13 protein-coding genes are annotated in these 14,176 nt (G+C 71.7%); 6 read left to right on the top strand and 7 right to left on the bottom strand.

The annotated features are described in order from the left end of the window. Window positions 1–39: 39 nt before the first annotated feature. A complete protein-coding gene (locus Drose_RS20120) occupies window positions 40–792 on the bottom strand; it encodes a M15 family metallopeptidase (protein WP_260722837.1) in 753 nt (250 codons plus the stop codon). Between the two features lie 18 nt (window positions 793–810). Here Drose_RS20120 and Drose_RS20115 point away from each other — a divergent pair, with 18 nt between their 5' ends. Both Drose_RS20115 and Drose_RS20110 read left to right on the top strand, forming a co-directional pair. Then, complete coding sequence (locus Drose_RS20115; RefSeq protein WP_260722836.1) at window positions 811–1,701, top strand: L,D-transpeptidase family protein; 891 nt, start codon at window positions 811–813, stop codon at window positions 1,699–1,701. Window positions 1,702–1,884: 183 nt separating this feature from the next. Further along, on the top strand, window positions 1,885–4,608 hold the full coding sequence (locus Drose_RS20110) for a putative bifunctional diguanylate cyclase/phosphodiesterase (RefSeq protein WP_260722835.1): 2,724 nt from the start codon (window positions 1,885–1,887) through the stop codon (window positions 4,606–4,608). Window positions 4,609–5,041: 433 nt separating this feature from the next. On the opposite strand, the gene Drose_RS20105 is transcribed toward Drose_RS20110, so the two are convergent. The 3 genes from Drose_RS20105 to Drose_RS20095 form a co-directional block, all read right to left on the bottom strand. Then, complete coding sequence (locus tag Drose_RS20105; protein ID WP_260722834.1) at window positions 5,042–5,404, bottom strand: histone-like nucleoid-structuring protein Lsr2; 363 nt, start codon at window positions 5,402–5,404, stop codon at window positions 5,042–5,044. Window positions 5,405–5,559: 155 nt separating this feature from the next. Next, complete coding sequence (locus tag Drose_RS20100) at window positions 5,560–6,504, bottom strand: acyl-ACP desaturase (protein WP_260722833.1); 945 nt, start codon at window positions 6,502–6,504, stop codon at window positions 5,560–5,562. Next, entirely contained in the window at window positions 6,501–7,226 is a 726-nt protein-coding gene (locus Drose_RS20095) for a lysophospholipid acyltransferase family protein (protein WP_260722832.1), read from the bottom strand. Before Drose_RS20095 ends, Drose_RS20100 begins: the two co-directional genes overlap by 4 nt. A 77-nt stretch (window positions 7,227–7,303) precedes the next feature. On the opposite strand from Drose_RS20095, the gene Drose_RS20090 reads away from it, so the two are divergent. Both Drose_RS20090 and Drose_RS20085 read left to right on the top strand, forming a co-directional pair. After that, window positions 7,304–8,476 (top strand): AI-2E family transporter, encoded by a 1,173-nt coding sequence (locus Drose_RS20090; RefSeq protein WP_260722831.1) that lies wholly within the window; start codon window positions 7,304–7,306, stop codon window positions 8,474–8,476. A 211-nt stretch (window positions 8,477–8,687) separates the two neighbouring features. Further along, window positions 8,688–8,930, top strand: a complete 243-nt coding sequence (locus Drose_RS20085) for a PspC domain-containing protein (RefSeq protein ID WP_260722830.1) — start codon at window positions 8,688–8,690, stop codon at window positions 8,928–8,930. 36 nt (window positions 8,931–8,966) lie between these two features. On the opposite strand, the gene Drose_RS20080 is transcribed toward Drose_RS20085, so the two are convergent. The 3 genes from Drose_RS20080 to Drose_RS20070 form a co-directional block, all read right to left on the bottom strand. Continuing rightward, on the bottom strand, window positions 8,967–9,608 hold the full coding sequence (locus Drose_RS20080) for a nucleotidyl transferase AbiEii/AbiGii toxin family protein (RefSeq protein WP_260722829.1): 642 nt from the start codon (window positions 9,606–9,608) through the stop codon (window positions 8,967–8,969). After that, window positions 9,605–9,946: a hypothetical protein gene (locus Drose_RS20075; protein ID WP_260722828.1), complete on the bottom strand. Its 342-nt coding sequence runs from the start codon at window positions 9,944–9,946 to the stop codon at window positions 9,605–9,607. The genes Drose_RS20080 and Drose_RS20075 overlap by 4 nt, the downstream gene beginning before the upstream one ends. A gap of 292 nt (window positions 9,947–10,238) precedes the next feature. Continuing rightward, window positions 10,239–12,053 carry an MDR family MFS transporter gene (locus Drose_RS20070; protein ID WP_260722827.1) on the bottom strand — a complete coding sequence of 605 codons (1,815 nt, stop codon included), beginning with the start codon at window positions 12,051–12,053 and terminating at the stop codon, window positions 10,239–10,241. Window positions 12,054–12,140: 87 nt separating this feature from the next. Here Drose_RS20070 and Drose_RS20065 point away from each other — a divergent pair, with 87 nt between their 5' ends. Together Drose_RS20065 and Drose_RS20060 are read left to right on the top strand one after the other, a co-directional pair. Further along, on the top strand, window positions 12,141–13,757 hold the full coding sequence (locus Drose_RS20065; RefSeq protein WP_260722826.1) for an ABC-F family ATP-binding cassette domain-containing protein: 1,617 nt from the start codon (window positions 12,141–12,143) through the stop codon (window positions 13,755–13,757). Further along, window positions 13,754–14,128 carry a pyridoxamine 5'-phosphate oxidase family protein gene (locus tag Drose_RS20060; protein ID WP_260722825.1) on the top strand — a complete coding sequence of 125 codons (375 nt, stop codon included), beginning with the start codon at window positions 13,754–13,756 and terminating at the stop codon, window positions 14,126–14,128. The genes Drose_RS20065 and Drose_RS20060 overlap by 4 nt, the downstream gene beginning before the upstream one ends. Window positions 14,129–14,176 lie beyond the last annotated feature (48 nt).

Genomic DNA, 14,176 nt, shown 5'->3' with positions numbered 1-14,176 from the left:
CGGCGCGACCATCCCGCACCGCTCGGCTCACCCGACCGGTCAGCGGGGCCGCTCGAAATGCTGGTAGTCCACGCCGGAGCGCCAGGCGCCGCCCCAGGTGAAGCCCTCGGCGCGAAACGCCGCGACGACCGGGTCGCCGGCGACGATCATGCCCGGTCTGACGGCACGCCGGTCGAGGTAGTCCTTGCCGGCGGGTGGCATGATCTGCCCCTTCGGCAGGTACGGGTTCTCGACCGGGTTGATGTCGATCGCCCGCCCGTAGGCGTGGTTCGACCAGTGCTTCGTGTTCGGCACGTTGCGGCAGTTGAACGCCGAGGTGTTGTCCGCGGCCATCGACGCGTCGTCGCTGCCGCCGTAGTCCTCGACGAGTCGCATGCCGCGGATCGGGAACCGCGCCGCCCGCAGCTTCGCGAACGCCCGCAGCGTGGCCTCCGCGAGGTCCTGGTGCACGACCAACCGCCCGCGCCGCTCGGTGCCGGCGAAGTCGACGTAGGTCAGCCGCAGGAGCCGCAGGTCGTCGAGGCCGACGGGGCAGCCCGGCCGCCACGAAACCCCGGTCATCGCCTGGCGCAGGTCGGGCGGCAACGGTTCGGCGGAGTCCGCCGGCGGCGTTTCGGCGGGAGTCGTACTGGCTGTGCCCGCCACCGGCGACGGGACACCCGGCGACGCGGCGCCGCTTGCCGCCGCCGTGGCCGGAGCGCGCCCGGTGCCGCCGCAGCCGGCCAGCCCCGGGGCGGCGAGGAACACCGACACGAGCGCGGCGGCGGCGAGCATCCGGTCACGTACGGTCATCCGCCGATACTATGGGGCGTGCCGGTTGATCAGGATGGACGACGCGCGACGCTGGTGACGTTCGGTGTCCTGACACTCACGCTGCTCCTCGCGGCCGGCCTCGGCGCCTGCTCGCGGACGTTCGAGCGCGACCCGGCGACGCCGCTGCCGTCGGCGCCGGAGTCCCCGATCGCGCCGGTCGAGGTGCCGGCCGCGATCTCCCCGTCGCCGCCGGCGTCCCCGGCGCCGTCCGCCACGTCCGCCGCACCCCGCCGGCCGAGCGCGGCGGCGGGGCGACCGGCGGGCCCAGCCGGTACCGTCGCGCGGAACGACGCGTCGAGGCTGCGGACCCTGCCGGCGAACACAACCCAGGTCGTGATCGTGCGGGCGTCCAGCATGGCGTCGACGACGGCGACCCTGCAGGCGTACGCGAAGGCGGGCGGAGCGTGGCGGCCAGCGTTCCCGGCGATGCCGGCCCGGATCGGCGGCAACGGCTTCAGCGACGACAAGCGCGAGGGCGACCGCACCACCCCCACGGGCATGTACTCGTTCGACGCCACGATGTACGGCATCGCGGCGAACCCGGGCACGAAGTTCGCCTACCACCGGGTGGCCCCGGACGACTGGTGGAACGAGAACAGCGACTCGCCGGGCTACAACACCTTCCACCACGGCCCGGACCCGGGCGACCCGAGCGAGGCGCTGTGGCGGACCAGCCCGCAGTACACGCACCTGGCCGTGATCCGCTACAACATGCCGGCGACCCCGCACCGCGGCAGCGGCATCTTCCTGCACCAGAGCAACGGCAACGCGACCCTGGGCTGTGTCAGCCTGGCCCACGACCACCTGGTGGCGGTGCTGCGCTGGCTGGACCCGGCCGCCAACCCGAGGATCGTCCTCGGCCCGGCCGCCGCGCTGGGCCGCTACTAAGCGTCCGCCGGCACCGAGCGGCCCGGCGGCCGCGGCGCGGCGCGGGACGCGTATTCCCGTCCGGGTGACCCCGAGCAGCGCAACCCGGGTGCGGCGCGGTTGCCGCGCACCGGCCCGGCTCAGTTCGTCTCCCCCGGTTCCGATCTGAGCGGCACGCAACCGCCGCGGAACCCGGGAGGCACGATGCTGAGCTGGCTGGGGAAGCTGCTCAGGACGGCCGCGCCGACCCGCGGCCACGCGGTCCTGTGCGCGGTCGTGGCCGCGGTGACCGTCACGCTGTTCGCCGCGTTCGTCACCGGGCTCGGCGGCCAGCTCGTGGCCCGGAACCTGTCCAACGTCGCGCTGTTCGCCGGCGCCCTCACCGCCGCGTGGGGCTGCCTCGTCCGGGCGTGGGGCGCGGACGGGCACCGGGTCCGCTGGGCGTGGGCGCTCGTCGGCCTCGGCAACCTGTCCTGGGGCGTCGGGCAGATGTTCTACATCTGGTACGAGACGGTGCTCGGCACCAAGGTACCGTTCCCGTCCCTGGCCGACGCCGGGTACTTCTGGATGATGCCGCTGACCGCGGCCGGCCTCCTGCTGCTGCCGATGAGCCGGCAGAGCGTCGCCCAGCAGGCCCGCAGCATCCTCGACGGTCTCATGATCGCCGCGTCGCTGCTGCTCATCACGTGGGTGCTCATCCTCGGGCCGCTCGTCGCGCAGGGCGCGGATGGCAGCCGCGTGCAGCTCGTCAACCTGTGGTATCCCGCCAGCGACGTCGTCGTGCTCACCGTCGTGCTGGTCACGCTCGCCCGCGTCCGCCGTGGCGGTCCCCGCCCGATGTCGCTGCCGCTCATCGGCGGCGGGCTCGCCGCGTTCACCGTCTCCGACTCGGGGTACGCCTACCTCACCCTGACCGACAGCTACGGCTCCGGCGCCGTGCTCGACGTCGGCTGGTTCGCCGGCTTCGCGCTGATCCTGCTCGCCGCCCGCAGGCCCGGCACCGGTGCCGCCGCCGAGGACCCCCGGGCGCTGACCCGCCCGCTCGGCGTCATGCTGCCCTACCTCGCCGTGCTCGGGTCGCTCGTCACCAGCACGGTCGACGTGCTCCGGCACGGCATGCACGACTCGTTCGTGTCGTGGACCCGCTCCGCGATCATCCTGCTCATCGTCGGCCGGCAGTTGCTGACGCTGCTGGAGAACCGCTCCCTCACCCGCGACCTGGAGGCGCGCGTCGAGGCGCGCACCGCCCAGCTCCGCGCGAGCGAGCAGCGCTTCCAGGCGCTCGTGCAGCACAGCTCCGACGTGGTCTCCGTCATCGACCGGGACGGGATCGTCAGCTACCAGAGCGAGTCGCTCGAACGGGTCTTCGGCTACGACCCGAAGGACGCCATCGGCCAGCGGCTGCCCGAGATCATGAACCCCGAGGCCGGCACCCGGCTGCGGGAGGCCATCGACGCGATCAGCGGCACACCGTACGCGACCCAGGTCATCGAACTGCCGGTCCGCCACGCCGACGGGCACGCCTGCGTCGTCGAGGTCACCATGACCAACCTGCTCGGCGACGACAACGTGCGCGGCATCGTGCTCAACTCCCGCGACATCAGCGAACGCCGGAAACTCGAGGACCAGCTCGTCCACGAGGCGTTCCACGACGGGCTGACGAAGCTCGCCAACCGGGCCCTGTTCAAGGACCGGGTCGAGGCCGCGCTGCGCCGCCGCGGCGACGGCGAGGTGGCCGTCCTGTTCCTGGACCTCGACGGGTTCAAGGAGGTCAACGACAGCCTCGGGCACGCGGCCGGCGACACGCTGCTGGTGCGGGTCGCGTCCCGGCTCGGCGACGCGGTCCGCCCCGGCGACACCGTGGCCCGCTTCGGCGGCGACGAGTTCGCGGTCCTCGTCGACACCGTCACCGACGCCGGCGCCGCCGACGAGCTCGCCGCCCGCATCATCGACACACTCGACGAACATTTCCTGATCGACAACCAGGAGATCCACGTCCAGGGCAGCATCGGCATCGCGCTGACCGGCCCCGACGCGCAGGACGCCGACCAGTTGATGCGCAACGCCGACCTGGCGATGTACCGGGCGAAGTCCGCCGGGTCCGGCCTGTTCGCCCGGTACGACCCCCAGATGCACTCCGGCCTCGTCGAGCGGCTCCAGCTCGCCGGCGACCTGCGCCGCGCGCTCGACAACGGCGACGAGCTCAAGCTGCACTACCAGCCGACGATCGAGCTGCGCACCGGCGACATCGTCGGGTTCGAGGCGCTCGTGCGCTGGCGGCACCCGGTCCGCGGGATGATCCCGCCGGCCGACTTCATCGACCTGGCCGAGTCGACCGGGTTGATCCGGCCGCTCGGGCAGTGGGTGCTCGCCGAGGCGTGCCGCCAGGCCGTCGAGTGGGGCGGCGACAAGCCGCTGACGATGGCGGTCAACGTGTCCGGCCGGCAGTTCGACCAGCCCGACCTGCCGCAGGTCGTCGCTTCGGTGCTCGCCGAGACGGGACTGCCCGCCGACCGGCTCTGCCTGGAGATGACCGAGAGCGTCCTGATGACCGACACCGAGGAGAACCTCGCGGTCCTGCTGTCGCTCAAGGAGATCGGTGTGCGGCTGGCCATCGACGACTTCGGCACCGGCTACTCCTCGCTGGCCTACCTGCGGCGGTTCCCCGTCGACACCCTGAAGATCGACCGGTCGTTCGTCGAACGGCTCAGCGGGACGACCCCGGACGCGGCCCTCGCCCGGACCATCGTGCGGCTCGGCCAGAGCCTCGGGATGGCCACCGTCGCCGAGGGGATCGAGCAGTACGCGCAGTTCCTCGCCCTCCGGCGGATGGGCTGCGACCTCGGCCAGGGCTACTACTTCGCCCGCCCGCTGCCGGCCGAGGAGGCCGCTGCCCTGCTGCGCGACCCCGCCGCCGTCCCCGCCTGAGCCGCGAAGTTCAGCCCAACAGCCCTGGTCGCCCCGGCCCAAACCGACAATTCGGACGCAGGGCTCGGAGGCGTCGCCGCCGGGGCATGCCGACCGCCGCGCGTTGCGCGTTGCGGCGCAATCCGCCGCCGGGCCGCTCGACTTCACAGATCATGGGAAAGATCTGGCTATCGGGGCAGCCACATCTTTCCCATGATCATGGAGCCGCCCGGCCCGGGGCCAGCGACGACCACGAGCCACCAGACGCCAGCCGCGCGACGGCGCGTCGACGTCCGCGGGTTCCGGCCGGCTGTGGCCGTGGTCACGAGCACAACCAGCCGGAACGCCTGACGATCGCGGCAGGTGGGCGGGCCCAGGCCGTACCGCTGCCGCGACATGCACCGAGGGCGCCCCCCGCGGACGGTGAGCGCCCTCGGCCGGTTCCACCCCGGTTCTACCGACCCGCCTCGGCGTGGTAGCGCTCGACGAGATCCGCACGGATGCGGCCGCGGTCGGAGACCTCGATGCCCTTGCTCTGCGCCCACTCGCGAATCGCGCGGTTCTGCTCGCGCTCGGCACGGGCTGTGAGGACCGGCCGGAGCCGGCCGGCCGCACGGGCCGGAGCCGGTCCGGTTGGTGCGCGGCCGACCTTGGTGGCGGCGGCGACGAACGGCGCGAAGGCTTCGCGCAGCTCGGCGGCGTTCTTCGTGGACAGGTCGATCGAGTACTGCACGCCGTCAAGGCCGAAGCTGACGCTCTCGTCGGCGAGGCCGCCGTCAAGGTCGTCGATCAGTTCGTGGATCACGCGTCTGGCCATGGCGATGCTGCCTTCCGGTACGGGGGGTGAACATCCACACCCGAAACGTGCCCGTCTGATCGCTTGCAAAACGGTCAGACAGGCAGTGACGGGCACGGAACGGTCGTTGGAGCGTACCGTCCGGGACATCGCTCTCCGCAACCGGTCCGGGCTCGCTAGGCTCCGGCGCGCGCCATCTGCTTGGCCCGCGCGGCTTCCCGGCGCTCCACGAAGCGTGACGCCTGGGCGTCCAGATCGGTCATGAACGCGACCAGCTCGTCCCGCGCCGCGGCGCCGTCGCCCGACAGCTCCCGGTCGAGCGCCTTGACCTGGCGCAGCACCGGGACGAGCACGTCGTCGTGGTGCAGACGCAGGTCGTAGATGCCGGCCTTGGCGATCTGGACGGACTTCCGGCCGAAGTTCTCGATCGTGTGGCCCGGCATCTGGAACGAGGCGGCGACCTTGGCGACGGCCTGCATCGCCGTGTTCGGTGCCAGGTCGAACGCGGCGTTGAGCAGGTTGCGGTAGAAGATCATGTGCAGGTTCTCGTCGGCGGCGACCCGGGCCAGCAACTGCTCGCAGACCGGATCACCGCTGATCGCGCCGGTGTTGCGGTGCGAGACCCGGGTGGCGAGCTCCTGGAACGACACGTAGGCGACGGACTCGATCAGCCCGTCGTAGGAGTTGCTGAAGCCACCCTCCATGTGCTGCATGCGGGCCCGCTCGAGAGCGACCGGATCGACGGCCCGGGTGGCGAGCAGATAGTCACGGATAGCGATGCCGTGACGGCCTTCCTCCGCGGTCCACCGGTGCACCCACGTGCCCCACGCTCCGTCACGGCCGAAGATCGTGGCGATCTCGTGGTGATAGCTGGGGAGATTGTCCTCGGTGAGGAGGTTGACCACGAGCGAGGTGCGGGCGACCTCGGACAGGCGCGACTGCCCGGGGTCCCACGGCTCCCCGCCGAGGACGCCGTCGAAGTCGCGGCCCTCGCTCCACGGCACGTACTCGTGTGGAAACCATTCCTTGGCGGTGGCGAGATGGCGGTTGAGATTCTCCTCGACGACGGGCTCGAGCTCGCGCAGCAGCACGAGCAGGTCGGCGGGTTCGGGGTGGGTCACTTGGCCTCCGGCTCGTAGATCTCCGGCTCCGGCGCGGTGCCGCCCAGATGGGCGGGCAGCCACCACGCGTCGTCCGGACCTTTCGGGGTCTGCGGATATTCTCGCTGGGCCCGGTCGAGCATCGCCGACATCCGGGCCCGCAGCTCGGCGGTCACCGCGTCCTGGCTGTCGCGGCGCCCCGGGTGTAACGGTTCCCCCGCGATGATGGTGATCGGCACCCCACGCTGGGTGAGATTGCGGGGCCGGCCCTTGGTCCAGAACCGCTGGGTGCCCCACAGGACCATCGGCACCAGCGGGGTGCCGGTCGCGGCGGCGAGGCGGGCCGCGCCGCTCTTCATGTCCTTGACGGTGAACGACTGGCTGATCGTGGCCTCGGGGAAGACCCCGACGACCTCACCCTCCTTGAGCGCGGCGAGGGCGGCCTTGTAGGACGCCAGGCCGGCGTCACGGTCGACCGGGATGTGACGCATGCCGCGCATCAGCGGCCCCCCGATGCGGTGCCGGAAGATCGACTCCTTGGCCATGAACCGCACCAGCCGCCTCGACTGCCGTGCGCCCAACCCGCAGAAGATGAAGTCGAGGTAGGACACATGGTTGCAGGCGATGACCGCGCCCCCGGTGGCCGGCACGTGCTCGGCGCCCGCGACGGTGATCCTCATACCGAGCACACGGAACATGGTCTTCGCGAACGCGATGACCGGTGGGTACACGAGATCTGCCATCCCATTACGCTACCGACCGAAGCTGGGACGCACCCGGTACCCTGCCTCAAGGTCGTTCGTTCCGGAGGGGGTCGGCAGTGCAGGAAGAGGTCGCGCGACCTCCGGTGGAGGAGCAGGCTACGGCGGAACCGGCACCACCGCACCGTCCGGTTCCCGCGCCGGCGCCGGACGTCGAGGTCGACGTCGTCGTCGTCCAGGCGCCGCGGTTCGGCAAGCCGGGGCCGCCGATGCGCCGCTCGCCGCTGATCATCGGCCTGACCGCGGGTCTCGGCCTGCTGCTGGCCTACAGCGCCTACCTGGCGGTGCAGAACGTCCGCTCGATCCTCATGCTGATCTTCATCGCGATGTTCCTCGCGATCGGCCTCAACCCGGCCGTGGTCCGGCTCACCAGGTGGGGCATGCCCCGCGGCCTCGCCGTGGCCACCGTCGGCATCGGATCGATGCTCCTGCTGTGCGGCGGCATCTTCGCCCTCATCCCGCCGCTGGTGCAGCAGACCGGCGAGCTCATCGACAACCTGCCCGGCTACATCGACAACCTGCGCCGCAACGGCCAGTTGAACAAGCTCAACGAGGACTACCAGCTCCTCGACCAGCTCAAGAACGTGGCGACCGCCGGCAACGTCACGAAGGCGCTCGGCGGGGTGTGGGGCGGGGTCCAGGTCGCGTTCAGCGCACTGTTCAACATCCTGACCGTGGTCGTGCTCACCCTCTACTTCATGGCGGCCTTCGACCGCCTGAAGGAGGGAGGGTACCGGCTGGTGCCGGCGACCCGCCGGGAGCGCGTGCGGCTGCTGGGTGACGAGATCCTCGCGAAGGTCGGCGCATACCTCGGCGGTGCCCTGGCGATCGCGGTCGTCGCGGGGCTGTCCTCGTTCGTGTTCCTGCTGATCGTCGGCGTCGCCTATCCGTACGCCCTCGCGGTCCTCGTCGCCATCACCGACCTCATCCCCCAGATCGGCGCCACGATCGGCGCGGTGGTCGTGAGCATCGTCGGGTTCGCCACGTCGTCGATCCAGGTCGGCGTCGCCTGCGTCATCTTCTTCGTCATCTACCAGCAGGTCGAGAACTACCTCATCTACCCCAACGTGATGCGCCGCGCGGTGAAGGTCACCGACCTCGCCGCGATCCTGTCGGTGCTGCTCGGCGTGGCGCTGCTCGGCGTCGTCGGCGCCCTGATCGCGATCCCGGTGGTGGCCGCGGTGCAGCTCATCGTCCGGGAGGTCGTGATCCCGCGCCAGGACGGCCGCTGACGCGTCCACGGCGGATCTCCCCCGCGCAGCTCCGCTGGAACCACCCGGGTGAGCGGTGCGGCCCGTCCGGCGCGGGAGGGGCCGTCACGCGCGCCGGGGCATGAGGCTCCCGGGCCGGTTCGCCCCGCACCACGCAGGGGTCACCGATTCAGGGCTAGCTCAGGGCGTCACCCGAGGTGGCCAGGGCGTCGCCGCGGGCAATCTTGCAGGCATGACCGACATCAAGCGGCTGCGCCGCTCCCGCTCCGACCGCACCGTCGCCGGCGTTCTCGGCGGCATCGCCGAGTACCTCGACGCCGACCCGACGATGGTCCGCGCCGGGTACCTGCTGGCCATCTTGCTCACCGGCGGCACCGCCGCCCTCGCCTACCCGATCCTGTGGCTGGTGATCCCGGAGGCGCCGCCGTCACCGGTCAGCCCCGCGCCCAACGACCATCTGCCCTATGGTGCGTGAGTGACGCGGTCGCGGGTGAAGGTTCTCGGCGGCACGCTACCTCGGCCAGTGCCTGAGCTTCCCGCGCAGTGTCGCGACGTGCCCCGCGGTGAGGCCGTAGAAGGTGAACCGGCCGTCGTCGAGGCGGTCGAGATACCGCCCCGCGGCGACGACGTCCTCGTCCTCGAGGGCCGGGTCCTGCCGGCGGGCCAGGTCGAGCAGCTCCTCCACCGTGTACCGCTCCAGGGCCGCGGCGACGTCGATGTAGTCGCGGACCTCCCGGCGGTTCACCAGGGCGGCGACCTTGGTGGCGATGAGATCGTCGAGGTGCATCACCGGCCCGACGTCCATCATCACCGGACTCTCCCGCCGGTCGAGACGCGAGAGCGTGAGCCGGACCGTGCGCGTGCCGTCCCCGACGGTGAACTCCCGCTGGTCGAACCCGGCGAACAGGTCGAGGAGATCGTCGGCCCGCTCCTGGTGGACCGTGTACCCGGCGGCACGCAGGGCGGCGCACACCGCGTCGGCGGCCGCCCCGGCCGCGCCGTCGGTGTCGGTGAACAGGTCGACGTCCTCGGTGGGCCGCTCGACGAGCCCGTTCATGAGCCAGGCGAACCCGCCGCCGAGGACGAACCCGTGCCGCTCCGCGACCGCGAGCGCGATCCGGGCGACGTCGACGTGGAACGGGTCGGGACTCACCCGCCGGCGCGCAGCCGCGGATGCCGTGCCTCCCAGGCGCGCCGCACGGCGTGCGGCAGGTTGAGGTCGGGCCACACCCGGACGAGCATCCGCCCGTTGAGGAAGCGCCGCAGCTCGTCGTGGCGGATGGCTTCGCGGAGCACGTTCTCGTACATCCACAGGAGCAGGTCACGGTTGTCGAGATCGAACCGCCGCTGCGGATTCCACATCAGCCGCTGCGGCAGCTCGACGGTGCCGTGGACCGGCCCGCGCAGCTCGTCCAGCGTCCGGGCGACGAGCGCGGGCCGGTGCGGCCTGGCCAGGTAGGCCACCCGACCATGCTCCGACTCGCCACGCATGGGCCGAAGTGTACCGGTTGCCCGCTCACCCGCGGCATCTCCGCCGTCCGGCGCGCGTGGCGGGCGTCGACCTCGGACACCGCGAAGAACGAAGATCCGCCGCGTAGCGGCTGGAATGTGCTCTCCAGCGTGGCGCCAGCCACGCCCTCTATTGCGTCCTAGGAAGCTAGGTCAGTACGGTGGCGGGTTGAGGTAAACCGCACGACGTCACGGTCGGCCGCAGCACGCGTGCGGTACGTCACCGGGAACGCCACGGCGGCCGGGATTCCCGGCCGCCGTGGACGTCGACGGGTCAGCGGGCGTGGCGGGGTTCCGAGTCGGACGGCTCGGCCACGCCCTCGGCCTCGTGGGCGCCGCCGGTCGAGCCGGACGCCGCCGGGAGCCGGGAGCCGCCGGCCGGCGGCGCGGCGCCGCGCGTGAACGCCGGCACCCCGCCGGGACCGGCCGCGTCCGAGGACGCGGGAGAGGAAGCGGCGGCCACGGCGTCCTCGGCTGCCCGCTGCTGGGCCGCCGACATCGACCGTAGCGGCAGTTCCGGCAGGAACAGGATGACCACGAAGCCCACGACCATGATGGTCGTCGCCACCATGAACACCATGCTCATCGAGTCCGAGAAGCCGACCTTGAACGGGTGGGACAGCGGGGCCGCGAGGCGCTCCAGGAACGACGTGTCGTTGAACGAGTCGGCGCTGCCCGACGTCGCCGCCGACTGGATCGTCCGGATGTTCTGCGGGTCGGCGCGCGCCGCCGCCTGGAACTCCGGTGTCGCGCTCGCCGCCGTGAACGCCGACTTGATCTTGTCCGGCAGCAGGCTGAAGAGGATCGACAGGAACACCGCGGCGCCCAGGGTGCCGCCCATCGAGCGGAAGAACGTCACCGTCGAGGTCGCCACGCCGATCTCGCGCGGATTCGCGGCGTTCTGCGCGGCGGTGATGACCGGCTGCATGTTGCCGCCCAGGCCGAGACCCATCAGCGCCATGACCAGCATGGTCCGCCACAGCGGGGTGTCGGCGCCGATGCGCGAGAACAGGAACAGCGCGACGATCATGAGCAGGGAGCCGATGATCGGGAACTTCCGGTACTTCCCGGTGCGCGCGATCATCTGACCCGAGACGATCGAGCCCGTCATGATGCCGAGCACCAGCGGCATCAGCATGAGACCGGCCTCGGTCGGGGTCGCGCCCTTGACGATCTGGAGGTACAGCGGCAGGGTCAGCAGCCCGCCGAACATCGCCATGCCGAGGATGAAGCTGCCCGTGGAGGCGACCGAGAAGGTGCGTCCGCGGAACAGCCGCAGCGGCAGCAGCGCCTCGTCCTTGTAGGAGTACTCGGCGATGACGAACAGGATCAGGCCGGCGGCGCCGATGCCGTAGCACAGCAGCGACCGGCCGGAGTCCCAGCCCCACTCGCGACCCTGTTCGGCGACGGTCAGCAGCGGCACCAGGCAGACGACGAGCGCGAGCGCGCCCGGCCAGTCGATGCGGTGGTCGGTGCGGCGGTGCGGGATGTGCAGCACGCGCACGACGACCAGGAACGCGGCCAGGGCGATCGGCACGTTGATGTAGAAGATCCAGCGCCAGCCGGTGACGCCGAGGAGGTTGTCGGCGCCGGCGAAGAACCCGCCGAGGACCGGGCCGAGGACGCTGGAGGTGCCGAAGACGGCGAGGAAGTAGCCCTGGTACTTCGCCCGCTCGCGCGGCGGGACCACGTCGCCGATGATGGCGAACACCAGGGAGAACAGGCCGCCGGCGCCGATGCCCTGGACGGCGCGGAAGGCGGCGAGCTGGTAGATCGACGTCGCCAGCCCGCACAGCGCGGAGCCGACGATGAAGATCCCGATGGCGAAGAGGATGAACGGCTTGCGGCCGTAGATGTCGGAGAGCTTGCCGTACAGCGGCGTCGCGATCGTCGACGTGATGAGGAACGCGGTGGTGGCCCACGCCTGGATCGAGAACCCGCCCAGGTCGTCGGCGATCGTGCGCATCGCCGTCGACACGATGGTCTGGTCGAGAGCGGCCAGGAACATGGCCATCATGAGCCCGGCGAGGATCGTCACGATCTGCCGGTGCGACAGGGGCTGGTCGCCGGGCGGCGCTGGTGTGCTCAAGACGTCACTCCTGTTTCGAGCCGTTCGCGTTCCACAATCAAACTACTCCCCGCGGCCGGCCCGGACGCGCTGAGGCACACTATCCGGATGTCTGCGACGTTGGTGGTCAAGGGCCTCGCCGCCGGGCACGGCGACCGGGCCCTGTTCTCGGATCTCGATGTGGTCGTGGCGCCGGGAGACGTCGTCGGGCTCGTCGGGGTCAACGGGGCGGGCAAGTCGACGCTGCTGCGCACGCTCGCGGGGCTGCTGCCCGCGGAGCACGGCAGCGTCCAGCTCAACCCGCCCACGGCCACGATCGGATACCTGCCGCAGGAGCCGGATCGCCGCCCGGGTGAGACGGTCCGCGAGTTCCTGGCCCGCCGGACCGGCGTCGCCGAGGCACAGCGCCGGATGGACGCGGCGGCCGAGGCGCTCGCGACCGACCCGGCCGCCGAGGACGAGTACGGTACCGCCCTGGAGCGCTGGCTCGCACTCGGCGGCGCCGACTTCGACGAGCGGGCCGAGGAGGTCGCCGACAACCTCGAACTGCCGATGACGGCGCTGTCCGGCGGTCAGGCGGCGCGCGCCGGCATGGCGTCGCTGCTGCTCAGCCGGTACGACATCGTCCTCCTCGACGAACCGACAAACGATCTGGACCTCGATGGCCTGGAGCGGCTGGAGCGGTTCGTCCGGGGCCTCAAGAGCGGCGCGGTGCTGGTCAGCCACGACCGCGAGTTCCTGGCGCGGACCGCGACCCGGATCCTGGAGCTGGACCTGGCGCAGCAGCGGGTCAACCACTACGGCGGCGGGTACGCGGCCTACCTGGAGGAGCGGGAGGTCGCGCGGCGGCACGCCCGGGAGCGCTACGAGGAGTACGCGGAGACGAAGTCCGACCTGGAGGCCCGCGCCCGCACCCAGCGCGCCTGGATGGAGAAGGGCGTCCGGAACGCGCGCCGCAAGCAGCCCGACAACGACAAGATCGGCAAGGGCAAGCGGATCGAGTCCTCGGAGAAGCAGGCGGCGAAGGCCCGCCAGACCGACCGGCTGATCGAGCGCCTGGAGCTCGTCGAGGAGCCGCGCAAGGAGTGGGAGCTGCGGATGGAGATCGCCGCGGCGCCGCGGGCGGGCGCGGTGGTGGCGACGCTGCGCGACGCGACCGTGCGTCGCGGCGGGTTCACCCTCGGCCCGGTCGACCTGCAGATCGACTGGGCCGACCGGGTGGCGATCACCGGCGCCAACGGCTCGGGCAAGACGACCCTGCTCGGCGCCTTGCTCGGGCGGATCCCGCCCGACACCGGCACGGCGCACCTCGGTCCCGGCGTGGTCGTCGGCGAGGTCGACCAGGCCCGGCGCCTGTTCGAAGGCGACGCGACGCTGCTCGACGCGTTCCGGCAGCAGGTGCCGGACGAGAACCCGGCGGACGTGCGGACACTGCTGGCGAAGTTCGGCCTGCGCGCCGGGCACGTGCTGCGGCCGGCGAAGAGCCTGTCGCCCGGCGAGCGCACGAGGGCCGCCCTGGCGCTGCTGCAGGGCCGGGGCGTCAATCTGCTGGTCCTCGACGAGCCGACGAACCATCTCGACCTGCCGGCGATCGAGCAGTTGGAGCAGGCTCTCGACAGCTACCCCGGCACGCTGCTGCTGGTCACCCACGACCGGCGGATGCTGGCGGCCGTGCACACCAACCGGCACGTCGCGGTCGCGGACGGTCAGGTGCGTGAGCGATGACACAGTTCGAGGAGTTCTGGGCCGAACGGCATCTCTGCACCCTGGCGACGCTCCGGCGGGACGGGACGCCCCATGTGGTACCGGTGGGCGCCACCTACGACCCGGCGACCGGCATCGCGCGGGTGCTCACCTCCGGGACGTCGCAGAAGGTGCGCAACGTGCGGAACAATCCGAGGGTCGCGATCACGCAGGTCGACGGACGCCGGTGGAGCACCCTGGAGGGGACGGCCGTCGTCGATACGGACCCCGAGGTCGTACGGGACGCGGAGGAACGCTACGCCCGCCGCTACCGGCAGCCGCGGGTCAACCCGGCGCGCGTGGTGATCATGGTCACGGTCACGCGGGTGTTGGGCACCTGCCGGCCCGCCTGACGACGGAACGGCCGAACCGGGGCGACGTTGACGTCGGTCATGTCCGGC

The sequence above is a fragment of the Dactylosporangium roseum genome (assembly GCF_025264685.1).
Lineage (GTDB): Bacteria > Actinomycetota > Actinomycetes > Mycobacteriales > Micromonosporaceae > Dactylosporangium > Dactylosporangium roseum.
This window is presented reverse-complemented; position numbering and strand designations above follow the sequence as displayed.